The sequence below is a fragment of the Nocardia cyriacigeorgica NBRC 100375 genome (assembly GCF_000308555.1).
Taxonomy (GTDB): Bacteria; Actinomycetota; Actinomycetes; order Mycobacteriales; family Mycobacteriaceae; genus Nocardia; species Nocardia cyriacigeorgica.
Map to the genome: position 1 here is coordinate 1 of NZ_BAFY01000076.1, position 22382 is coordinate 22382.

A 22382-nucleotide genomic window follows, 5' to 3' on the forward strand; every position below is an offset into this window, starting at 1 on the left:
GGGCAGGCAGGCGGCGCACCGGCCGGTGCGGGGCCGGTCGCCGCGCTCGGGCGTATCGCCCGCTTCACCGCGGTGATGTACAAGCCGCACTATCTGCTCTACGGCATCCTCTGGGTGCTGGCGCTCGAAGGCACCGCCGCGCTGGTCACCGACCCGGAGGCGAGCTGGCGGCCGAGCTGGGCGACGGCACTGCGCATCGGCGTCGTGGCCTTCGTCCTGCTGTATCTGCGGATGGTCGACGAGCAGAAGGACCTCGACTACGACCGGGTCCACAACCCGGACCGGCCGCTGGTGACCGGCGCGGTCACCGCGCGGGATCTTCGGGCCGCGATGGCCGTCATCGCGGTGGGTGCGATCGCCGCGAGTCTGTTGCTGTCGGTCGGTTCGGCCGTGGCCATCGCCGCCGTGCTCGTCTACGGGCTCGCGCTGTGGGGGCTGGAGCGGATCTGCGAACCGATTCGCCGCGACATCCTGCTCAATCTGCTGGTCACCTATCCGGTGCAGTTGATCGTCACCGCCTATGTCGTGGTTTCGGCCATCGACACCGGCGACGTCGAACCCGGCTGGCAGGCCGGCGCAGCGGCGGTGATCTTCGCCGGGGCGTTTCTCCAGTTCGAATTCGCGCGCAAAACGTCACGGATACCGCGGCCGGGGCAGATGTATTACTCCAACGCGCTCGGCACGACGGGCTCGATGCTCGCGGCGCTCGGCTGCGCGGTGTTCGCCGTCGCCGCCGACCTGGCGCTGGTCCGGCCATGGGAACACGACGCCGCGCGCGCGGTGATCGGCTGGATTCCGCTGGTGCTGCTGAGCATTCCGTTCCTGGGTGGCCTGCGATTCCTGCGCTCCGCGGACGAGGACTACCCGGTGATCCCGGCGGTGCTGTTCATTCTCACGCTGTACCTGGCCCTCATCGCGCAGGCGGTGGCCCCCGGATAGAAGGCCGCCGGCTCAGCCCGCAGGCGCCGCCTCGAGCACATTCTCGGGGGACAAGGTCGGTGTGACCGAGGTGAGCGTGAAACCGCATTCTGCCAGCAGCGCACGGTATTCGGCTTCGGTGCGTTCCCGGCCGCCGGTATTGACCAGCATCTCCAGATCGATGTACTTGCCAGGATGCGGGCGGTCGTCGTCGGGCAGGACCAGTTCGATCAGCAACAGCCGCGCCTGCGGTGACATGGCATTGCGCACCGTGCGCAGAATTCGGGTGGCCTGCTCGTGCGGCCAATCGTGGATGACGTGTTTGAGCAGATAGGCATCGCCGCCTTCGGGCACGGTGTCGAAGAACGACCCGGCCACCACCGCACACCGATCGGCCACTCCCAGCTCGGGCAGCCGTTCACGTGCCTCGCCCACCACCTCCGGCAGGTCGAACAGGATGCCACGCGACTGCGGTGCCCGCTGCAAGATCTCGGCCAGCAAGGCGCCCTGCCCGCCGCCCACATCCACGAGCGTGCGATAGCGGCCGAAATCGTAGGCCGACAACAGTGGCTCCCGGCCGAGGGTGTCGATGCTCGACATCGCGCGGTCGAACATCGCGCCGAACTCGCGATCGGTGCGCAGATAGTCGAACAGCGGAACCCCGTCGACGGTATTGCCCACCGCATCACCAGTGCGCACTACCTGCACCAGCTGGGTCCAGTTGTCCCGGTGGATCTTCGAGCCGAAGAACAGGGTGGCATCACGCAATGAGACGTCGGCGTCGGCGCGCAGCGCCTGCGCCATCGGGGTCAGCGCGTAGCGGCCGTCGCGGCGGCGGGTGAAGATGCCGTGACTGATCAGCAGCCGCATGAGCCGGCGCAACGCGTCCTCGTCGGCGCCGACCGCCTGCGCCAGATCCGCACTGTCGCGCGGACCGTCGGCCAGTGCGTCGGCGACCCCGAGGGCCGCCGCGGCGTGGATGGCCTGGGTCAGCCAGCCGGCCGCGATCATCTCCAGCAGCGCGATATGGCCCGGCACCATCCGCCGGTGCGCGCTCGCCATGACATTGCGCACCCGCTCCACCACCCGCACCAGGCCCTGCGGCGGCAGCTTCGCTCGATCGGAGGTCATGACGACTCCATTCGTCGGCAAACGCTTGCCAAGCAGATTACGGCCCGAACCGGATCCCGGGCGTGAATCGCGCGTCGTGGCCGTCGCTAGCGGGTCGATTTGCCGGTCGCGTCGGCCCGATTGCGCTCGCGTTCGGCCGCGGTCTCCAGGTATTCGCCGAGCTCGCGGCGCAGATTGGTATCCAGCGAGCGGGCCAGCGTGCTGTGCACCGACGCGACCCCGAGTTCGCGCATCTTGTTGAGCATGGCGGTGGTCTCGGCGATCTCTTCGCTGGTTTCCGGCAACCAGCCGGGGCCGTGCTCGTCGACGATGTGCTGCCGGGCGGCGGTGATCATGATCTTGGTGATGTCGTCGATGCGCGCGGCGACCTGGGCGTGCACGCTGATCAGGGTGCGCAGGTCGAAGCCGTATTCGTCGAGTTCGGTGAAGGTGCTCAGCAACTGGGTGTCGGTGAAAACGACTGTGTCGCCCTCGACGCGGACCAGGCCCAGCTCGCGCAGCTGGTCGACGAGGTCGTCGGACTCGGAGCCGAGGATGGAGCCGATCAACTCCCGGGAGACCTCGAACGGCTCTTCCTTCGCCCAGGTCGCCGTCACCGCGTGCTGCAGGCCGAGCACCTCGGTGAGGTCCTTGCCGGTTTCCCAGCTGGTGATGAAGTCGGCGATGTGCGCGGTGGTGAAACCCCGCTGGAGCAGCGCGTCGATCAGGCGCAACCGTTCCAGGTGCGAATCGTCGTAGATGCTGGCGCGGCCGTCCTTACCGACCGGTGGCGGCAGTAGTCCGCGTTCCTGATACGCGCGGACATTGCGGCTGGTGGTCCCGGCGGCGCGTGCGAGGTCATCGATCCGGTATTTCGGCATCGCTGCACCTCCTCATATCCCCGCCTGCGCCGGACCGGCGGGCGCCCGGCCGTCGACCGCCCGAGTCTAACCCCGTAGGGCCGCGCCCGTGGCCACCGCTGCTGTCACACCGTCTCAATACCCGCGTTCTGGTTCGATCGGCGCCAGCAACGGCGCACCGTCGGCGAAACGGAGCACGTTGGCCCGCACGTGCTCGGCGAACGCCGCCATTCGTAACCGCGGCGGATTCGAATCATGCGGGGTGACAATGGCATTGGGTAGCTTCCAGAGTGGATGACCGTCGGGTAGCGGTTCGGGATCGGTCACGTCGAGACCGGCGCCGCCGATCGTTCCAGCGCGAAGTGCGTCGACCAGCGCGTCCGTATCGACGAGACTGCCCCGCGCCACATTGATCACCCAAGACGACGGCTTCAACTGCGCCAGCTCCTTCGCACCGACCAGATGCCGGGTCTCGGCCGTGGCCGGCGCCGCGATCACCACATGGTCGGTGCGCGACCAGACCCCGGCCAGCTCGTCGGCGCGCACCGTTTCCACCGCGTCCGGGATCCCCGGCCCGGTGACCGGGCGACCGGACCGATTGACCGCGATGACCTGCGCACCCAGCGGCGCCACCAGGGGGATCAGCGCCCGCCCGATCCCACCCGCACCCACGATGGCGACCGTGGCCCCGCGCAGCGACCCGACATGCGGAAAGAACTCGCGCTGGCGCCAGCTCTCGGCGCGCAGATGTTCCGGTAGATACCGGACACCGGCCAGCAGCAGCATCAGCGTGTGCTCGGCCACGCTGGCGGCGTAAGCGCCTGCGGCAGAAGTGAACCGAACTCGCGGAAAGCGCTCGAACACCCCTGCGTCGAACCAGTCCTCCACCCCGGCCGCGTTCAACTGCACCCACTCGATACCGGACGGAAGCTGCTCCGGAAACCGCACCGGTGGACCATTCCAGATGAGCGCCCGCGCCTCGTCGAGCCCGGCGACCTGCGCCCCCGCCGCCGTCACCGCCTGTTCGAGCACCGGCTGTTCCCCGGGGCCGACCGCAACCGCCATCCGGCTCATCCTCGGACCTCCTTTGGTCACCACGCCGGAGCTCCCACGTCCGGCCGTCCTTGGACCGAACGTACCGCCGAACGCGGGGCGGGTGGTGGCCACCGGGCATCACAGGTCGCCCGCTGCGGATCGCCGGCACGGCCCGGCTCCTCCGGTTGGTTTGTGCTCGGTTCAGGTGCCGTCGGCGCTGGACGCGGTCTGTCGGGGGATCAGTCCTCCTCGTCCAGTTCGACCTTGTCCCGGTCGGCCCACTCGATCAGGCGGTCCAGTTCGAACACGGAGTCATCGATGCCCGCGTGCAGGTCGCCGAGCTCCTGGTAACGGGCGGGCACCGTGGCCATGGTGAAATCGCGCGGATCGATTTCGGGGATCTCATCCCAGGTCACCGGGGTGGACACGGTGGCTGCGGGCACACCGCGCACCGAATAGGCGGCGGCGATGGTGTGGTCGCGGGCGTTCTGGTTGTAGTCGACGAACAGCATCCGCGGGTCCCGATCCTTGCGCCACCAGGTGGTGGTGACGTCCTCCGGCGCGCGCCGTTCGACCTCGCGGGCGAAGGCCAGCGCGGCACGCCGCACATCCTTGAATCCCCACTCCGGCGCGATCCGCACGTAGACGTGCAGCCCGTGCCCGCCGGAGGTCTTCGGCCAGCCCACCGCGCCGATCTCGTCGAGTACCTCGTGCACCACGCCGGCCACCCGCTGCACCCGTGACCACGGGCAGTCGGGCATCGGGTCCAGATCGATGCGCCATTCGTCGGGGCGTTCGGTATCGAAGCGGCGGGAGTTCCACGGATGGAACTCCACCGTCGACATCTGCACTGCCCAGATCACATCCGCCAGCTCGGAGACGCACAGTTCGTCGGCATGCCTGCCGTAACGCGGGAAGAACACCCGCACCGTCGGCACCCAGTCCGGCGCGCCCGCGGGCAACCGCTTCTGATGCACCTTGTCCCCGGCGAGCCCCTTCGGGAACCGGTGCAGCATGCACGGCCGATCCCGCAGTGCGTTGACGATGCCGTCGCCGACGCTCAGGTAGTACTGCACCAGATCGAGCTTGGTGGCACCGGTTTCGGGGAAGTAGACCCGATCCGGATTGGAGACACGAACCAGCCGGTCCCCGACCTCGAGTTCGATCGCCGCCCCGCCGCCACTGGCCACGTCCCGACCATAACCCGCACCGGGCAGATCTTCCGGCCGAACCACGCCGCCGGCTCAGGTCGGGGTGGCCAGTGCGAACGGCAGTACCGCCGGTGCGCCGGCCTTGCGGAGTTGATGCGCGGCGGCGGTGAAGGTCCAGCCGGTGTCGGTGAGAGCGTCGACCAGCAGGATCGGGCCGTCCAGCGGACCGAGGTCGGGCAGTTCCCAGAGTTCGTGCAGCGCGGCCACGCGGTGCGCCGAGTTCACCGCCGATACCGGCGGCCGGTCCGGGCGCACGCGCATCGTGCCGAGGTCGCGGAGCTTGCCGATCTCCGCCAGCCGTGCGGCGACGCTCCCCGTCAGCACCGGATGCGTGGGCGATTCCAGGGCCAGCACGGCGGCCGGACGCGTCTCCCAATCCCAGTCACGCAGCACCGCGATACAGGCCTGGATCACCGCGTCCGGGACCGGACCGTCCGGCCCGTCGAGCAGGGTACGCAACCGCTGCCCCCAGCCGAGCGCGCTCAGCCGGCCGAGCACCCGGCCGGTCTCGGCGCCCTCGGTGATCTTGCCCGACAACGGGATACCGAGTTTGGCCATTCCGGTCGGCCACATCTTGCGTGGCGCCAGGTCGATTCCGGGACGGTCCAGGCGGGCACGCGTGGCGGCGACCGCGTCGGCGTCGAGGGTGGTGTCCGGCCGGACGCCGGTACAGTTGTCGCAACGGCCGCAGTCGGCGCTGCCGGGGCCCGCCGCGTGCAGGCCGGGGTCGTCGAGCTGGCCGCGCAGGAACACCATGCGGCAGCCGGTGGTCGTTTGATAGTCGATCATGGCCTGCTGTTCGGCGGACCTGGCCGCTTCCAGCCGCTCGTAGCGCTCGCTGTCGTACACCCAGTCCTGGCCGGTGGACAACCACCCGCCACGCACCCGGCGCACCGCGCCGTCGACGTCGAGCACCTTCAACACCATCTCCAGGCGCGAGCGGTTCAGCTCCACCAGGGGTTCCAACGCCGCCGTCGACTGTGGACGTTCGGTATCCAGCGCCGCGAGCACCGAACGCACGATGTGCTCGCGAGGGAAGGCGACGGAGGCGAAATAGCTCCAGATACGGGCGTCCTCAGGGCCGGGGAGCAGCACCACTTCGGCGCGCTCGGTTCCGCGCCCGGCGCGACCGACCTGCTGGTAGTAGGAGATCGGCGAGGAGGGCGCACCCACATGCACCACGAAGCCGAGATCCGGTTTATCGAATCCCATACCGAGCGCCGACGTGGCGATCAGCGCCTTGACCTCGTTGTTCAGCAGCGCGGCCTCGAGCATTTCGCGTTCGGCGGGGTCGGTCTGGCCGGTGTAGGCGGCGACGGTGTGGCCATGGGAGTTCAGGACGTCGGCCAGGTCCTGTGCCGCCGCCACGGTCAGCGTGTAGATGATGCCTGAGCCGGGCAGCTCACCGAGATGGCGGCTGAGCCAGGCCGTGCGCTCGACGGCGTCGTCGAACCGGACCACCGACAGGTGCAGCGATTCGCGGTCGAGGGTGCCGCGCAGCACCAGCGTGTCGGTGCCGATCTGGGTCGCCACATCGGTGACCACGCGATCGTTCGCGGTGGCGGTCGTGGCCAGCACCGGCACATCGGATCCGAGGTCGGCGATCAGGGTCCGGATGCGCCGGTAGTCCGGCCGGAAGTCGTGGCCCCAATCGGACACGCAGTGCGCCTCGTCGATGACCACCAGGCCCGCGTCGGCGGCCAGCTTCGGTAGTACCTGGTCGCGGAAGTCCGGATTGTTCAACCGCTCGGGGCTCACCAGCAGCACATCGACCTCACCGGCGGCGACTCGCGCGTGGATATCGTCCCATTCGGTGACGTTGCCGGAATTGATGGTCGCGGCGATCACCCCTGCGCGTTCGGCGGCCGCCACCTGGTTGCGCATGAGCGCGAGCAGCGGCGACACGATCACGGTCGGCCCGCGCCGTTGCGCCCGGAGCAGTTTCGCCGCGATGAAGTACACCGCGGATTTTCCCCACCCGGTGCGCTGCACCACCAGCGCCCGGCGCCGGTGCACGACCAGCGCCTCGATGGCGGTCCACTGGTCCTCGCGTAGCCGCGCCCCGCTCCCGGCCAGCTCCCGCAACAGGCCCTCGGCCCGCTCCCGCAGCCCGTCAACGTCGATACCCGCCGTTGTCGTCCCCTCAGCTGTGTCCATGGGGGCCATGGTGCCCTACACCACCGACAAGGTCGCCGATCCCGTCACAAATCCGGCCGTGACGACTGATTTCGCATCGTTGTGGGTAACTCGTCGGGTACGGGTTACCTGTTCGACCCGACACCGCCGACCGCCGACGCTACGGTCTACCCACCTCAGTACGGCCACGAATCGCGGAGCGGCGGGGCAGTGGGGGCGCCGGGCGCCGTGACCTGGTAGGAGGATGTTGTGCCGGAGAGTTTCCAGTCGCCCGCGGGGTGGTCGCCGCCGGGAGCGCAGTTTCAGAATCGCGGCGCGCTGAGCCGCACCCTGATCGGTACGGCCGTCGCCCTGGTGGTGACGCCGATCGGAATCGGGATCGCCGCACATGGCTCGCTGGCCACCAGCCGCTGGTGGGATTCGGTGGACCGGTGGAGCGCACCGGGCCAGTCGGTGCTGGGTGCGGTGCTCCTCCTGCTGGTGGCGGTGCTGGCCGCGTACTCGCCGGCGGCGACCATGATCGCCGGGCTGGTCTGGGGCATCCTGCCCGGAATCATCCAGATCTTCTTCCCCGAGGACACCTTCCGCCTGATCGGCGACGTCCCCGGTCTCGCTGCCGAACTGCACGTCGCCCTGCACGCATGGCTGGTCAGCGGCATGGTCTTGATCGTCGGGACGCTACTGTTCGGCGCCGGTGTGGTCGCGACGCTGAAGCGGCGCTGAGGTTCCGCTGGATGAGCTGAGGTTCCGCTGGATGAGTTGTCCCGGCCGGACCATGGTGTGGCCCGGCCGGGATCGGTCAACCCTTCACGCAAAGCACCTGACGCAGCGTCGCCACCACATCGACCAGGTCACGCTGTGCGGCGATGACCTCGTCGATGTCCTTGTACGCGGCGGGGATCTCGTCCACGACGCCTGCGTCCTTGCGGGACTCGACGCCCTCGGTCTGCGCGATCAGGTCGGCGACGCTGTAGCGCTTCTTCGCGGCGGTACGGCTCATCCGGCGGCCCGCCCCGTGCGAGGCCGACTGGAACGACTCGGGATTTCCCTTGCCGCGCACGACATACGAGCGGGTGCCCATCGAGCCGGGAATCAGTGCCAGGTCGCCCTCGCCCGCGCGTACGGCGCCCTTGCGGGTCACCAGCATCGGCACGCCGTCGATCATTTCCTCCGCCACATAGTTGTGGTGGCACGAAATCGGTGCGTCGAAATGCACCGGGCGATCGGCGAATTCGTCGCGGACCGCGCGGCAGGCCAGGGCGAGCATGACGGCGCGATTACGTGCCGCGTATTCCTGCGCCCAGGTCAGATCGCGACGGTAGGCGTCCATTTCCGGGGTGCCGGAAAGGAATACTGCGAGATCGCGATCCGGCAGGTCCGCGTTATGCGGAAGCGTACGAGCCACAGCCATATGGCGTTCCGCCAGTTCCTTGCCGATATTCCGGCTGCCGGAATGTAGCAGAATCCACACCGAGTCGTCCTGGTCGAGGCACAGTTCTAGGAAGTGATTTCCTCCGCCTAGCGTCCCCATCTGCTTATGCGCCTTGGATTCCCGGTTGCGGACGCTCTTGTCGAGGTCGTCGAACGATCCCCAGAACCGGTCCCACCCCGAGCGCAACGTCGCCGTGCTCGCACCGAGTCCGGACACCTCGGCCCCGATACGTCGCACGTCCACCGGGTCGTCGTGGGCATGGAATCCCACCGGGATCGCCGCCTCGATGCGGCTGCGCAGCGAATGCAGATTGTCGGGCAGGTCGGCAGCGGTCAGGTTGGTTTTCACGCTTTCCATACCGCAGCCGATATCCACGCCGACGGCGGCCGGGGCGACCGCGTCCTTCATGGCGATGACCGAGCCGACTGTCGCACCCTTACCGAGGTGCACATCCGGCATGACGCGCACGCCGTGGACCCATTCCAGTTGCGCGATATTCCGCAGCTGCCGCAGCGCGGCCTGCTCGATATCGTGCTCGGAAGCCCACATCAACGTCCGCGCCCGGGTGCCGGGCAGCTCGACGGGAAACATTGTCTCGGTCCTTTCGATAACGGCGAATTCGCTTCGCCTTACACAATCAACGGTAGGCACGGCAGCGCCCCCGCGCACCTGAATTTCAGCGCGGAAAAGGGCGGGGCCGGGTGCCGCTGATTCGTCAGTCGAGCGCCGCTTCGATCTCTTCGCGCGTCGGAATCGAGGCGCTGGCCCCGAGCCGGGTGGTCGCGAGCGCACCCGCCGCGCACGCCCAGCGCACGGCCTCGGCCGGGCCGCGGTGCCAGGCCACCGCGAGCGCGCCGGTGAAGGTGTCGCCCGCGCCCGTGGTGTCGACGACCTGCACCGGGAGCCCGGGCACCCGGAGGTCGGCACCGTCGGGCCCGCGGTAGCGCGCTCCGTCGCCGCCGAGGGTCACCACCAGGTGCGGGACGGGATCGAGGGCGGCGCCGAGCTCGGTGAACTCGCCGGAGTTGACCACAGCGACGTCGATCGCCGTCCACAGCTCGTCCGGCAGCTCCTGGGCAGGGGACGGGTTGAGGACCACGACCGTCCCGTTCGCCTTCGCGTGCCGGGCGGCGGCGAGGACGGTCCCGATCGGAATCTCCAACTGGCACAGCAGAATGTCCGCGTCGGCGATTGCCCGGCGATCCGCGTCGGAGAGTTCGGTCACCGTGGCATTGGCCCCGCCCACCACGATGATGCTGTTCTCCCCGCTCGCGTCCACCACGATGGCGGCGATCCCGCTCGGCCCGTCGACCGTCCGCAGCCGCGCCGTCCCCACCCCGGACGCTCGAAGCGTCGCCCGCAGCTCGTCGGCGAACACATCGTCACCCACCGCACCGATGAACTCGACCCGACCACCGGCCCGCCCCGCGGCGATCGCCTGATTCGCTCCCTTACCCCCGGGCACCATGGCGAACTCGCTGCCGAGCACCGTCTCACCCGGCTGCGGCCGCCGCCCGGTCGTGGTGACCAGATCCATGTTGATACTGCCCAGCACCGCGATCACGGGCCCCTGTCCGTCGGTCATACCGGCACGGTAACCGCAACCCGCCGCCGCGCACCGGCTATGCGTCCGGAACGGCGGAGGCCGCGCGCGAACGGGCTGACGAGGGGGTCGACCACGGCGAACGGATGGTGCCTCCGGCGGAGTGGATCACCGAGGATGCGGGACTGCTGCCGGCCCTGACCGCGTGGAACCGGGTGGTCGCAGCACCTGAGCCTCACCAGCGCACGATGATCCCCGCCTCCCGCGCCAGGCCGGCGGCGAGGCCGAGTAGGTCGCCGCCGTCGACGGTCGCCCCGCGTAGGCCGGCCACCCCGTCGATGTCGGCGAGGGTGCAGTCGGTGAAGCGGAGGTTGTGGCGGGGTGCGGTGCCGGTGAAGCGGGCGCCGGTGAGGTTGCAGTGTTCGAAGACGACGTTGCGGAATTCGACGCCTTCGAAATCGGCCTGGCGCAGATCGCAGTCACGGAAGACGACGGTGCGCAGCTTGGAGTACCGGAACGAGGTGAGGTCGGCGCGGGTGCCTTCGAGCAGGACGTCGCGCCAGCTGCCGGCGGTCCACGACATTCCGGTGAGCCTGCTGGTGCTGATCGCGCATTCGGCCATCGAGCACTCGTCGGCCAGCAGGTTGGCCAGATCGCAGACCGACAGTTCGGACTCGTAGATGGTGACCCCGCGCATGACTCCGCCGAATCGGCAGTTGTCGAATCGGCAGCCCTCCAGGCCGAGGGCGTGGGTTTCGGCGCGGGTGAGGTCGGCGCCGGAGTAGTCGACTTCGTCGATGGTGGTGTCGTCGTCGAAATCGTCGCGAGGTGATTCGGCCGGGCGGCGTGGCCGCGAACGGGGCGTGCTCGGCACCACGGGGACGTTGCTGTTGCGAGAGGCTGCCACTCTTGCTCCGCTCTGTGTCGGGGTCGAACCGTCACCGGCAAGCTACGGGATGGCACCGACAGCACCCGCCGACATCGGGGCGGACCAGTGCGTCCGCGGCTCCCAGCGCAGTGATTCGGTGTCGTAGCGGGTGCGTAGTCTGTACCCATGACGGTAGGAACGACAGCCGAGCTCGATACCCGCGAGGCCGTGCACGACGCCGCGCGCAAGGCACGGGTCGCCGCACGTGCGCTCGCCCAGTTGACCACCGCCCAGAAGAACGAGGCGCTGCACGCCGCCGCCGACGCGCTGCTCGCCGCCGCCGACCGGGTGCTGGCCGCCAATGCCGAGGACATCGCGACCGCGCAGGCCGCAGGCACCGAGGAATCGCTGCTCGACCGGCTACGGCTGACGAAGGCCCGCATCGACGGCATCGCCTCCGGGCTGCGTCAAGTGGCGGGCCTGCCGGACCCGGTGGGTGTGGTGGTACGCGGTTCGACCCTGCCCAACGGGCTCGAGATCCGTCAGGTGCGGGTACCGCTCGGCGTGGTCGGGATGGTGTACGAGGCCCGGCCCAATGTCACCGTCGACGCGTTCGGCCTGGCCCTGAAGTCCGGTAACGCGGCGTTGCTTCGCGGCTCGTCGTCGGCGGCGCGGTCCAATGCCGCGCTGGTCGAGGTGCTGCGGGAATCGCTGGTCGCGCAGGGCATTCCGGCCGACGCGGTGCAGCTGCTGCCCAGCGAGGACCGTTCCAGCGTCACCCATCTGATCCAGGCCCGCGGTCTGGTCGACGTGGTCATCCCGCGCGGCGGCGCCGGCCTGATCAACGCGGTCGTGCGTGACGCCCAGGTGCCGACCATCGAGACCGGCACCGGCAACTGCCACGTCTACGTGCACGTGGGCGCCGATCTGGAGATGGCCGAACAGATCCTGATCAACGCCAAGACCCGCAGGCCGAGCGTCTGCAACGCCGCCGAGACGGTGCTCATCGACGCCGCCATCGCCGAGACGGCCGTACCGCGGCTCACCAAGGCGCTCGAAGACCACGGCGTCACCATTCACGGTGATCTGCCCGGTCAGGTCCCGGCCACCGACACCGACTGGGGCGAGGAGTACCTGACCCTCGACATCGCGATGAAGGTGGTCGACGGCCTGGACGCCGCGGTCGAGCACATCAACACCTGGGGTACCGGTCACACCGAGGCCATCGTCACCTCGGAGCTGGCCGCCGCCCGCGAATTCACCAGCCGGGTCGACGCCGCGGCGGTGATGGTGAACGCCTCGACCGCCTTCACCGACGGCGAGCAGTTCGGCTTCGGCGCGGAAATCGGCATCTCCACCCAGAAGCTGCACGCCCGCGGCCCGATGGCGCTGCCGGAACTCACCTCCACCAAGTGGATCGTCTGGGGCGAGGGGCAGGTCCGGCCGGTCTGAGCCGGGGCGCGGTTCCGCCGTCCCGTAGCGTGGGGCTGGTACGTCGCAGGAAAGGGACGCGTGGTGGATCGCTCGAATTCGGATCAGGTCGCGGCTCAGGAGCCGATCTTCGCCTCGGTGGACGAGGTGATCGATCGGCTCGCCGAGACGGGATATCTGGCCGACAAGGCCACCGCCACCTCGGTGTTCCTGGCCGATCGGCTGGGTAAGCCGCTGCTGATCGAGGGTCCGGCCGGTGTCGGCAAGACCGAGCTCTCGCGCGCGGTCGCGCAGACCGCGGGCGCCGAGCTGGTGCGGTTGCAGTGCTACGAGGGCGTCGACGAGGCCCGCGCCCTCTACGAATGGAACCACGCCAAGCAGATCCTGCGCATCCAGGCCTCCAGCGAGAACGACTGGGAAGAGACCAAGGCCGACGTCTTCACCGAGGAGTTCCTGCTGGCACGGCCGCTGCTGACCGCGATCCGCCGCACCGAGCCGACGGTGCTGCTCATCGACGAGACCGACAAGGCCGACGTCGAGATCGAGGGCCTGCTGCTCGAGGTGCTCAGCGATTTCGCTGTGACGGTCCCGGAACTCGGCACCATCACCGCCCAGCACAAGCCGTTCGTGGTACTCACCTCGAATGCGACAAGGGAGCTGTCGGAGGCGCTCAAGCGCCGCTGCCTTTACCTGCATCTGGACTTCCCGGACGCCGACCTGGAACGCCGCATCCTGGCCAGCCGGGTCCCGGAGCTGCCGGAGGCGGTCGCGGCGCAGCTGGTGCGGATCGTGCACGTACTGCGCGGTATGCCGTTGAAGAAGCTGCCGTCGGTGGCCGAATCCATCGACTGGGGCCGTACCCTGCTGGCCCTCGGCATGCAGGATCTCGACGATACGACCGTGCGCGCCACCCTCGGCGTTGTGCTCAAACATCGCAGCGACCACGAGCGGGCGCTGGCCGAGCTGAAACTGGCCTGAGCCGATGTCCGCGCGTTCGATACCCGCGCAGTCGCCGGATTTTCGTGCGCCGCACGGGTTCGCGGGTCACCTCGTCGATTTCGTCGAGGCACTGCGGGCCCGCGGGGTCCCGGTCGGCCCGTCGGAGACCGTCGACGCGGGGCGGGTGCTGACCGTGCTGGACCTGATGGACCGGGAAGCGGTGCGCGAAGGCCTGGCCTGCGCCCTATTGCGCCGCACCACCCACCGCGGCACCTACGACGGCCTGTTCGACCTGTGGTTCCCGGTCGCGATCGGCGCTCGCACCGATTCGGTCGACGATGTGGAGATTCCGCGCACGCCCTCGGGCACGGTCGATATCGCGGCGCTGCGAGAGCTGCTGGCCGAATTGCTGACCGAGGAGGGCACCACCGCCCAGCTGGAGTCACTGGCGGGGCAGATGGTCGAAGAGCTGGGCCAATATCAGTCCGCGCGCGGCCCGTCGTTCTCGACGTACCAGGCGCTCAAAGAGGTGCAGCCGCAGACGCTGCTGGCCAAGATCCTGGCCGGCCTGGCGCGCCCGGATGCGAGTGCCTTCGAGTCCGAGATCGCCCGCCGCGCCGCCCGTCAGCGGATCGATGCCTTCCGCGCCACGGTCGACGCCGAAACCCGCAGACGCGTCGCCGAACGGATCGGGCGGGAACGGGTCGCCAGTTACGGCGTCTCCCGGCAGGCCGAGGAAGTCGATTTCCTGCGCGCCTCGGAATCCGAGCTGGCCGAGTTGCGCCGCAGCAGCCAGCGACTGGCCCGGATCCTGGCCTCACGGCTTGCCGTGCGGCGCAGGCATTCCCGGCGCGGTGAGATCGATCTGCGGCGCACCCTGCGCAAATCCATGTCCACCGGCGGCGTGCCGATCGATCTGGTCAACCGCAAGCCGCGACCGGGCAGGCCGGAACTCGTCCTGCTGTGCGATGTCTCGGGCTCGGTGGCCGGTTTCAGCAACTTCACTCTGCTACTGGTCAGTGCGTTGCGTGAGCAGTTCTCGCGGGTGCGGATCTTCGCGTTCGTCGATCAGACCGACGAGGTAACCCGGTTCTTCGACGCGCGAACCCAATTGGACGAGGCGATGAAACGGGTATTCACCGAGGCCGAAGTGGCCGGCTTCGACGGGCATTCCGATTACGGCAGCGCCCTGTCCGGGTTTGCCACGAAGTGGCCCGACGCCGTCACCAGCCGCAGTTCGCTGCTGATCCTCGGCGACGCGCGCACCAACTATCGCGATCCCGACCTGGAAACGTTGCGTGAGCTGGTGCAGGTGGCCAAACATGCGCATTGGCTCAACCCGGAGCCGAGAACCCAATGGGGATCAGGGGATTCGGCCGCCGACAAGTATCAGCAGGTGATCGAGATGCACGAATGCCGGTCGGCGGCGCAACTGACCGCGGTGGTGTCGCGGCTGCTCCCGGTGTGACGATCAGCGCTTGTTAAGCGAACCTTATGGTGTTGCCGCGACAATGCGCGAATGGTCAACACAGCTCCAGCGGACAGCAACTATCAGTTCCAGGTCGATCTGCGCGGCATCGTGGATCTGCTGTCGCACCACCTGTACTCGAGTCCGCGGGTCTACCTCAGGGAGCTGTTGCAGAACGCCGTCGACGCCGTCACCGCACGCACGGCCCTCGACCCCACCGCCCCGACCGCCATCCGGCTGCACCTGGACGGAAACGGGCTGCGCATCACCGACCCCGGCATCGGACTCACCGAGGCCGACGTCCACCGTTTCCTTGCCACCATCGGCCGCTCATCAAAGCGCGACGACATCGAAGGCGCCCGACGCGAATTCCTCGGCCAGTTCGGCATCGGGCTGCTCGCCTGCTTCACCGTCGCCGAATCCATCCGCGTGCGCACCCGGTCGGCCGCCGACACCGCCGCGCCACCGGTGGAATGGATCGCCGAGGCCGACGGCACCTACTCGCTGCGCGCACTCGAGCCGGCGCAGTACCCCGAACCGGGCACCACGGTCGAACTGACGCCGCGGCCGGGCGCGCAGCCCTGGTTCGCCGCCGAACGCGTCCTGGAACTGGTCACCGATTACGGTTCGCTGCTGCCGTACGAGGTGACTGTCGAGGCCGACGGCAGCGTGGTCCGGGTGACCGATCCGCCGCCGGTCTGGCGGCGCCGGTTCGACTCGCCCGCCCTGCGTCGTGCCGCACTGTTCGACTACGGCGAACGCGTGCTGGGTTTCGCGCCGCTGGACGTCATCGACCTCGACGCCGAACTGGCCGGCGTCAGCGGTGTCGCGTACGTGCTGTCGCAGCCAGGAAATCCGGCCGAATCCAGTGCCCACCGCGTGTACCTGAAAGGCATGCTGCTCGGTGACGCCGTGCGCGGGGTGCTGCCGGACTGGGCGTTCTTCGTCCGCTGCGTCATCGACACCGATTCGCTGCGGCCGACTGCCTCGCGCGAGGGGCTCTACGAAGACGAGCGGCTGGCCATCGTCCGCGAGGCGCTCGGCGACCGGGTGCGGGAATGGCTCACCGAGATCGCCGCCGAGCAGCCCGACCGGCTGGCCGCGTTCCTGTCGGTGCACTCTCTCGGAGTCAAGGCGATGGCACGTCATTCGACCGAGCTCCTGCGGATCATGGTGCCGCACCTGCTGTTCGAGACCACCGAAGGCCGCATCCCGCTCACCGAGTTCGTCCGCAAACATCCGGTGGTGCGGGTCAGCGCGACGGTGGAGGAGTTCCGCCAGGTCGCGCAGACGGCGTCGGCGCAGGGCATCGGCATCGTCAACGGTGGCTACACCTATGACGCCGAACTCGTCGCCCTGCTGCCGCAGATCATGCCCGGCGTCGAGGTGGCCGAGCTCGACGGCGCCGCGGTGACCGCCGCACTCGATCCGGTGGACCCGGCCGAGGAGCTGGCCCTGGCGCCGGTCCTGGCGATCGCGCGCGGCACGCTCGATCCGCTGGCCTGCGATGTGCTGCTGCGCGCCTTTCAACCGGTGTCGGTGCCCGCGCTCTACCTCGACAGCCGCGGCGCCCGCAACGAACGCGCCAGGGCCGACACCGTTGCCGAGGCCGATGATCTATGGTCCGACATCCTCGGCGCGCTCGAATCCGCGACGCCACGAGCACAGCTGGTGCTCAACTTCCACAGCCCGGTGGTGCGCAGACTGGCCCGCATCGGTGATCCGGCCTTCCTGAAGACGGCCGTGGAATCGCTGTACGGGCAGGCGCTGCTGATGACTCACCGGCCCCTGCGCCCCGCCGACACCGCCTTGCTCAACCGGGCTTTCGGGGAGTTCCTGAGCTGGGCGACCGAACGCGCCGCCGGCGGCGACCAGGGGGAGAACTGAGATGGAAAGCCTCGATATCGACGGCGAACTGCGCCGCTGCCGATCCTTGCCACACGGACGCTCCCGCACCCAGCGCTTGGAAACGCTGGCCGCCGCCGCCCGCTCCGGCACCGATCGCGCGCTCGAGGGCAACGTGCTGCTCGAACTGGCCCGCTCCTACATGTACGCCGGCGAACGCGACCTCTCACCGATGGCCTACGGCCGGCTGCTGAGCATCTACGACGCCCACCCGGCCGAACTCGGGCACTTGAGCTATTCGGTGCACTGGCAGCTGAAATGGATGACGTGGGATCTGATCGGCAATCCGGCCGTCCCGTTGCCGACGGTGCATCGCTGGCTCGACGAGATGGACAACCGCTACCGGCAGCGTGGCTACAGCGCCCGCCCGGTGCTGAGCCTGCGCGCCGACCTGGCCTGCGCGATCGGTGACCACGACAACGCGATCGCGCTACGCGACGCAGCACTGACCGAGCAGCGCGATCAGATGGCCGACTGCGATGCCTGCGAACGCAACGGCTGGGGCGTGATCAGCGCGGCCGCGGGCGACGACGAGGCGGCCCTCGAACAGTGGCGCCCGGTGATCGACGGAGAACGCAGCTGCGCCGAGGAACCGCACCGGACGCTGGCCAAGGCGCTGGTGCCGATGCTGCGCACCGGACGCACCGCCGCGGCCCGCAGCGCGCACCTGACCGGATATCCGCTGGTCCGGCACAATATCGAGCTGCGCGCGTCGGTGGGTGAGCACATCGAGTTCTGTGCGCTGACCGGAAACGAAGCGCGCGGGCTGGAGATCCTGGCCGAACACAGCGGCTGGATCACCGAACAGGCCGCCGACATCGGCAGCCGGCTGTCGTTCATCACCGGTGTGAGCGTGCTGCTGCGCCGGTTGGTCGCGCGGGACATGGCGGATCTGCCGGTGGGCGGGGGGACGGTGGCGTCGGTGCTGGCTCTGCTCGAGGCCGAGATCGAGGAGGTGGTGCGCCGTTACGACACCAGGAACGGGACCGGCGAGTACCGCAAGCGGGTCGATGAACGGCAGACCAGGCAGCCGCTGGTCGAGCTGCTGCCGTTGGGCCTGCGAGCACGCTCGCTCGCGACGCGGTCGGTATCCACTGCCACCGCCTCAGGAGTGACCGGGAAGGCCTCGGAAGTCATACCGGCCGCCGCAGGAGCGACCACGGACTCCGTATCCCCGACGTCATCCTCGGATGTTGCCGCCGCGTCCTCAGGTGCTGCCGCCGGGTCCTCGGGGGCTGCCGCCACGCGCTCGCTTTCCACCACGACGTCCTCGGGTGCTGCTGCGGCACCGGGTGTTGGTGCCACGGGCTCGAGTGTTGCTGCCGGCTCGGGAGCTCCCGTGGCAGGCCGGGCAGCTGCCGCCCCGGTCCCGCCCGATACCGGCACGGTCGTCGCGGGTACGGGCGTGTACGGGGCGACGGCGTCGGCAACCGCCGAACCGGTCGACGACGCGGCCGTGGACCGGTCGGCCGAGGCGACTCGGCTGATCGAAGCAGCCACCGCGCGGCTGAACACCGACCCGGCCGCCGCCGAAACCCAGCTGCGACGCGCCTTGGCACTCGGCTCCGGTGTCCTGACCCGCGAGGATCTGGCCCGGCTGAACTCGCTGCTCGTGTCGGCCCTGGCCGGGCAGCCGGGCCGGGAAGCCGATCTGGCCGATGCCGCCCTGTACGCCGCCGCCCGCTGGTCGGGCTTGTCGGAGGCCGACGCCGCCCACCACAGCTGCGTCGCGGCCCGCGCCTTCCACCGTGCCGGCCAGCACGGTCCGGCGGCCGCGTTGTTCGACCAGGTCGTCGGCGACCCCGATCTCGGGTATCCGGCTTCGGAGCTCGCCGTCATCGGAGCACAGTACGGGGCCTCGCTGTCGGCGCTGGGCAGGCCGGACGAGGCCGCACGTCAATACGTATCGGCTGCGAAACTGATCGAGCACCAGCCCGGCCACGACGAACTCCGGGCCGAACTCGCCGAGGCGGCCGCCGAGGCCCTGGCGCGAGCCGGACGCAACTCCGATGGGCGGGCGGCTTATCTGCGGGCCGCGCAGCTGTGGGGCGGTCTGGGCCGGATCGGTGCGCGCGCCGAATGCCTGCGCCGCGTCGCCTGGATGCAGACCTGGGACGCCGACGCCGACTCGGAGTCACCGGCCTGGCTGGCCACCATCGACGCTCTGATCGAGGAACTGAGCGCCGGGCTCGACCAGGCGCCCCCGCCCGAATCGGCCGCCGAGCTGGCTGCCGAGCTGGAGACCGCCCGCGAGCAGCGGACACAGATGCGCGCGGAGTTCATCGGCGGGGACGACGATCGCTAGCTGCTGCCGGTCACCGCCAGGGCGCGACAATGCCCACCCGTTAAGCTTGGCACTCATGCACACGACAGGCCGGCCTCGACGCAAGCTCGGGGTGATGGGCGGAACGTTCGATCCCATCCACCACGGCCACCTGGTCGCCGCCAGCGAGGTCGCCAACCGCTTCGACCTCGACGAAGTGGTCTTCGTGCCCACCGGACAGCCGTGGCAGAAGGCAGGCAAGCAGGTCAGCCCGGCCGAGGACCGCTACCTGATGACCGTCATCGCGACGGCGTCGAACCCGCGGTTCTCGGTCAGCCGGGCCGACATCGACCGGGGCGGGGTCACCTACACCGTCGACACCCTGCGTGACCTGCGGGCCCAGCATCCGGACGCGGAGCTGTACTTCATCACCGGAGCGGACGCGCTGGCCAATATCCTCACGTGGCAGGATTGGGCGGAACTGTTCGAACTGGCGAGGTTCGTCGGGGTGAGCCGTCCGGGTTACGAACTGCACACCGATCATCTGGAGGAGCACCTGCGTGATCTTCCGGCCGATGCGGTGACCATGATCGAGATCCCGGCGCTGGCGATCTCGTCGAGCGAATGCCGTCGCCGCGCCGCCGAGAACCGGCCGGTTTGGTACCTCGTGCCCGACGGTGTCGTGCAGTACATATCGAAGCGGCACCTGTATGTGCCGGCAGGAGCGGAAGGTAGCTGAGCGTGAGCGAGCGCAGCGAGGTGCGGGCATGACGGCCTCTGTCGAAGCGGTGGAGATGGCGCAGGTCGCCGCACGGGCAGCCGATGAGAAGCTGGCTTCCGATGTGGTGGTGCTCGACGTATCCGAGCAGTTGGTGATCACCGACTGCTTCGTGATCGCGTCCGCGCCGAACGAGCGTCAGGTCAACGCGATCGTCGACAATGTCGAGGAGAAACTGCGCGCCGCCGGTCACAAGCCGGTCCGCCGCGAAGGCACCCGTGAGGGCCGGTGGGCGTTGCTGGACTACGTCGACGTGGTGGTGCACATCCAGCACAACGACGAGCGCAACTTCTATGCGCTGGAACGCTTGTGGAAGGACTGCCCGGTGGTACCGGTCGACGGCCTCGCCGGCCCGGCTGCCACCGAAGCGGCGACTTCCGAGGACGGCGAGTGACCTCGAAGTACAGCCATGTGCGCAAGCTGATCCTGTTGCGCCACGGGCAGACCGAATGGAATGCCATCGACCGCATGCAGGGCCAGATCGATACCGATCTCACCGAACTCGGACGCCGCCAGGCCAAGGAAGCGGCACGAGAGCTGGTGACCCACAACGCGATCGCGATCATCTCCTCCGACCTCAAACGGGCCTACGAGACCGCGGTGGCGCTGGCCGACCATACCGGCATCGACGTGGTGCGCGACCCGCGCCTGCGCGAAACCAACCTCGGTGACTGGGAAGGGCTCACCCATATCGAGGTCGACGCGGGATATCCAGGGGCCAGGGTGGCGTGGCGGCTGGACGCGAGCTTCACCCCGCCCAACGGCGAGAGCAAACTCGAGGTCGGCGCGCGAGCACTGCCGGTGGTACAGGAACTGTTCGCCGAACGGCAGGATTGGCCCGGTGGGACTATCATCCTGGTGGCGCACGGCGGGCTGATCGCCGCCCTCACGGCCGCGCTGCTCGACCTGCCACCCCGCAGCTGGCCCGCCCTCGGTGGTCTGGCCAACACCAGCTGGGTGCAGTTGACCAGCCACGGCCCGAGCATCGACCAGCCCGGCTGGCGCCTCGATGTGTGGAACGCAGCGGCGAAGGTAGCTCCCGATGTCCTCTGAAGAGCCCCTCCGGCAGGTGCCGGACGAACTGTTCCGGAAGGTCTCCGCCCGACCGGAACGTGCCCTCCCGGATGCCCTGTTCGGGCCGCCACCGACCCCGCCGCCGGCAGCGCGCACGCCGGAAACCGTTCCGGCCGGCGACCGGTCCGGCACGACCGACGACGTCGTGCCCGAACCACCCACCGAACCTCCGGATGCGGACAACGGTGTGAAAGCTGTGGCCTCGGAGGATGATCCGGAGCCTGCTGCGGCCGCGGTGGCCGAACCTGCTGCTGAGGGCGTTGCCTCGTCGGCCGCGCCGGCCGGGTCTTCCGTCGAGTCGGCTGAACCTTCCGCGGGTGCGGCCGGGCTCGCGGCGGGCTCTGTTGGGACCTCCGGCGAGACGGTCGATTCTGCGGAGACCGTCGGATCCGCGGTCGAGCCTGCGGCTGCGCCTGATGGATCTTCGGCCGAGCCGGAAGGCGGCTCGGTCGAGACGGCCGAATTGCCTGACGACGTGGGCCGGATCCGGTCGACAGCGAGCGAGTCGGCGGCGACGAGTTCCGTTGACGCGGAAGCCGATCGGAGCGCACCTGTCGAACCCGGCGAGCCCGGCTCGCCGTTGGAATCCATCGAGACCGGAGCGGAACCGGCAAATGATGGTGATCGTGCCGCCGCTGAGCCCGGGGTCCCCGCCGGTACGCCGGTCGCGGCCGCGTCGCAGGAAGTGTCGTCGTCGGCCCCGGAACAGCGTCCGGTCCTGCTGGTGATCGCGGACTCGCTCGCCTACTTCGGCCCCGAAGGCGGCTTGCCCGCCGACCATCCCCGCATCTGGCCGAATCTGGTCGGCGCGGAATTGGATTGGGACGTCGAGCTGGTCGCCCGGATCGGCTGGACCTGCCGCGACGGCTACTGGGCGCTGATCGGCGATCCGCGCATCTGGGCCGCGGTTCCGCGCGCGGGTGCGGTGGTGTTCGCCGTGGGCGGCATGGACAGCCTGCCCTCGCCGCTGCCGACCGCGCTGCGTGAGCTGATCCGCTACGTGCGTCCGCCCGCGGTGCGGCGCGGTGTGCGCGCGACCTACCAGTGGCTGCAGCCGAAACTGTCGAAACTCGGCCGGCCCGTGGCGCTTCCGCCGAAGGTCAGCGTCAGCTACCTCGAGCAATCGCGGGAGGCGCTGGCACAGCTGCGTCCGGACCTGCCCGTGGTCGCGGTGCTGCCCTCGGTGCACAATTGCGCCGCCTACGGGCGCGTGCATCGCGGTCGTGAGCGCGCCGTTCGGGCTTTGCGCGCCTGGTCGGAACGCACCTCGGTGCCGCTGGTCGACCTCGGTGAAGCGGTGCGCGAGAACATCTTCTCCGATGCCGCCAACCCCGACGGCATCCACTGGGGCTGGGATGGGCACACCGCCGTCGCCAACGCGATGGTGAAAACCTTGCAGGAGGTTCGGTAG

The 22382-nt window shown here is 69.3% G+C and carries 19 protein-coding genes; 11 read left to right on the forward strand and 8 right to left on the reverse strand.

Annotated elements, in window-relative coordinates; translation table 11 throughout:
* The first annotated feature begins 54 nt into the window (after positions 1-54).
* Positions 55-939: a UbiA prenyltransferase family protein gene (locus tag RJ05_RS31315; protein WP_051016320.1), complete on the forward strand. Its 885-nt coding sequence runs from the start codon at positions 55-57 to the stop codon at positions 937-939.
* Positions 940-951: 12 nt separating this feature from the next.
* On the opposite strand, the gene RJ05_RS07240 is transcribed toward RJ05_RS31315, so the two are convergent.
* From RJ05_RS07240 to RJ05_RS07260, 5 genes are all read right to left on the reverse strand, one after another.
* Positions 952-2049: a methyltransferase gene (locus tag RJ05_RS07240; RefSeq protein ID WP_036534639.1), complete on the reverse strand. Its 1098-nt coding sequence runs from the start codon at positions 2047-2049 to the stop codon at positions 952-954.
* 86 nt (positions 2050-2135) lie between these two features.
* Positions 2136-2909 (reverse strand): MerR family transcriptional regulator, encoded by a 774-nt coding sequence (locus RJ05_RS07245; RefSeq protein ID WP_036534642.1) that lies wholly within the window; start codon positions 2907-2909, stop codon positions 2136-2138.
* Between the two features lie 114 nt (positions 2910-3023).
* A complete protein-coding gene (locus RJ05_RS07250; RefSeq protein ID WP_036534644.1) occupies positions 3024-3962 on the reverse strand; it encodes a D-isomer specific 2-hydroxyacid dehydrogenase family protein in 939 nt (312 codons plus the stop codon).
* Between the two features lie 200 nt (positions 3963-4162).
* Positions 4163-5113, reverse strand: a complete 951-nt coding sequence (gene ligD / locus RJ05_RS07255; RefSeq protein WP_036534647.1) for a non-homologous end-joining DNA ligase — start codon at positions 5111-5113, stop codon at positions 4163-4165.
* 54 nt (positions 5114-5167) lie between these two features.
* Entirely contained in the window at positions 5168-7291 is a 2124-nt protein-coding gene (locus RJ05_RS07260; protein ID WP_036534650.1) for a RecQ family ATP-dependent DNA helicase, read from the reverse strand.
* Between the two features lie 228 nt (positions 7292-7519).
* Between RJ05_RS07260 and RJ05_RS07265 the strand changes: the two genes are divergently transcribed.
* On the forward strand, positions 7520-7993 hold the full coding sequence (locus RJ05_RS07265) for a hypothetical protein (protein ID WP_036534653.1): 474 nt from the start codon (positions 7520-7522) through the stop codon (positions 7991-7993).
* Positions 7994-8069: 76 nt separating this feature from the next.
* Here RJ05_RS07265 and RJ05_RS07270 read toward each other — a convergent pair whose 3' ends face one another.
* The 3 genes from RJ05_RS07270 to RJ05_RS07280 form a co-directional block, all read right to left on the reverse strand.
* Positions 8070-9293 (reverse strand): RtcB family protein, encoded by a 1224-nt coding sequence (locus RJ05_RS07270; RefSeq protein ID WP_036534655.1) that lies wholly within the window; start codon positions 9291-9293, stop codon positions 8070-8072.
* A gap of 124 nt (positions 9294-9417) precedes the next feature.
* The gene (locus RJ05_RS07275) at positions 9418-10287 is read right to left on the reverse strand and encodes a ribokinase (protein WP_036534658.1); all 870 of its coding nucleotides are present in this window, start codon (positions 10285-10287) and stop codon (positions 9418-9420) included.
* Positions 10288-10480: 193 nt separating this feature from the next.
* Positions 10481-11152 carry a pentapeptide repeat-containing protein gene (locus RJ05_RS07280; protein WP_234012314.1) on the reverse strand — a complete coding sequence of 224 codons (672 nt, stop codon included), beginning with the start codon at positions 11150-11152 and terminating at the stop codon, positions 10481-10483.
* 147 nt (positions 11153-11299) lie between these two features.
* Here RJ05_RS07280 and RJ05_RS07285 point away from each other — a divergent pair, with 147 nt between their 5' ends.
* The 9 genes from RJ05_RS07285 to octT all read left to right on the forward strand — a co-directional run bounded on the left by RJ05_RS07285 (position 11300) and on the right by octT (position 22382).
* On the forward strand, positions 11300-12565 hold the full coding sequence (locus RJ05_RS07285) for a glutamate-5-semialdehyde dehydrogenase (RefSeq protein WP_036534661.1): 1266 nt from the start codon (positions 11300-11302) through the stop codon (positions 12563-12565).
* A 60-nt stretch (positions 12566-12625) separates the two neighbouring features.
* Positions 12626-13522, forward strand: coding sequence for an AAA family ATPase (locus RJ05_RS07290; protein ID WP_174343908.1), 897 nt, complete (start codon positions 12626-12628; stop codon positions 13520-13522).
* Between the two features lie 4 nt (positions 13523-13526).
* Positions 13527-14951 carry a vWA domain-containing protein gene (locus RJ05_RS07295; protein WP_036534663.1) on the forward strand — a complete coding sequence of 475 codons (1425 nt, stop codon included), beginning with the start codon at positions 13527-13529 and terminating at the stop codon, positions 14949-14951.
* A 51-nt stretch (positions 14952-15002) separates the two neighbouring features.
* Entirely contained in the window at positions 15003-16838 is a 1836-nt protein-coding gene (locus RJ05_RS07300; protein WP_036534665.1) for an HSP90 family protein, read from the forward strand.
* Between the two features lies 1 nt (position 16839).
* On the forward strand, positions 16840-19161 hold the full coding sequence (locus tag RJ05_RS07305) for a hypothetical protein (RefSeq protein ID WP_051016318.1): 2322 nt from the start codon (positions 16840-16842) through the stop codon (positions 19159-19161).
* Positions 19162-19216: 55 nt separating this feature from the next.
* On the forward strand, positions 19217-19858 hold the full coding sequence (nadD, locus tag RJ05_RS07310) for a nicotinate-nucleotide adenylyltransferase (protein ID WP_081597211.1): 642 nt from the start codon (positions 19217-19219) through the stop codon (positions 19856-19858).
* A 28-nt stretch (positions 19859-19886) separates the two neighbouring features.
* Positions 19887-20291: a ribosome silencing factor gene (rsfS, locus tag RJ05_RS07315; protein WP_036534670.1), complete on the forward strand. Its 405-nt coding sequence runs from the start codon at positions 19887-19889 to the stop codon at positions 20289-20291.
* A complete protein-coding gene (locus RJ05_RS07320; RefSeq protein WP_036534673.1) occupies positions 20288-20950 on the forward strand; it encodes a histidine phosphatase family protein in 663 nt (220 codons plus the stop codon). Before rsfS ends, RJ05_RS07320 begins: the two co-directional genes overlap by 4 nt.
* Before the next feature lie 706 nt (positions 20951-21656).
* Positions 21657-22382, forward strand: coding sequence for a diglucosylglycerate octanoyltransferase (octT, locus tag RJ05_RS07325; RefSeq protein WP_036534693.1), 726 nt, complete (start codon positions 21657-21659; stop codon positions 22380-22382).

What these genes read in the sequence shown, in the direction of transcription:
- RJ05_RS07240 (WP_036534639.1), bottom strand. Translation starts at nt 2,049, where the DNA reads ATGACCTCCGATCGAGCGAAGCTGCCGCCGCAGGGCCTGGTGCGGGTG.
- RJ05_RS07245 (WP_036534642.1), bottom strand. Translation starts at nt 2,909, where the DNA reads ATGCCGAAATACCGGATCGATGACCTCGCACGCGCCGCCGGGACCACC.
- RJ05_RS07250 (WP_036534644.1), bottom strand. Translation starts at nt 3,962, where the DNA reads ATGAGCCGGATGGCGGTTGCGGTCGGCCCCGGGGAACAGCCGGTGCTC.
- RJ05_RS07260 (WP_036534650.1), bottom strand. Translation starts at nt 7,291, where the DNA reads ATGGACACAGCTGAGGGGACGACAACGGCGGGTATCGACGTTGACGGG.
- RJ05_RS07270 (WP_036534655.1), bottom strand. Translation starts at nt 9,293, where the DNA reads ATGTTTCCCGTCGAGCTGCCCGGCACCCGGGCGCGGACGTTGATGTGG.
- RJ05_RS07275 (WP_036534658.1), bottom strand. Translation starts at nt 10,287, where the DNA reads ATGACCGACGGACAGGGGCCCGTGATCGCGGTGCTGGGCAGTATCAAC.
- RJ05_RS07285 (WP_036534661.1), top strand. Translation starts at nt 11,300, where the DNA reads ATGACGGTAGGAACGACAGCCGAGCTCGATACCCGCGAGGCCGTGCAC.
- RJ05_RS07295 (WP_036534663.1), top strand. Translation starts at nt 13,527, where the DNA reads ATGTCCGCGCGTTCGATACCCGCGCAGTCGCCGGATTTTCGTGCGCCG.
- RJ05_RS07300 (WP_036534665.1), top strand. Translation starts at nt 15,003, where the DNA reads ATGGTCAACACAGCTCCAGCGGACAGCAACTATCAGTTCCAGGTCGAT.
- RJ05_RS07305 (WP_051016318.1), top strand. Translation starts at nt 16,840, where the DNA reads ATGGAAAGCCTCGATATCGACGGCGAACTGCGCCGCTGCCGATCCTTG.
- nadD (WP_081597211.1), top strand. Translation starts at nt 19,217, where the DNA reads ATGCACACGACAGGCCGGCCTCGACGCAAGCTCGGGGTGATGGGCGGA.
- rsfS (WP_036534670.1), top strand. Translation starts at nt 19,887, where the DNA reads ATGACGGCCTCTGTCGAAGCGGTGGAGATGGCGCAGGTCGCCGCACGG.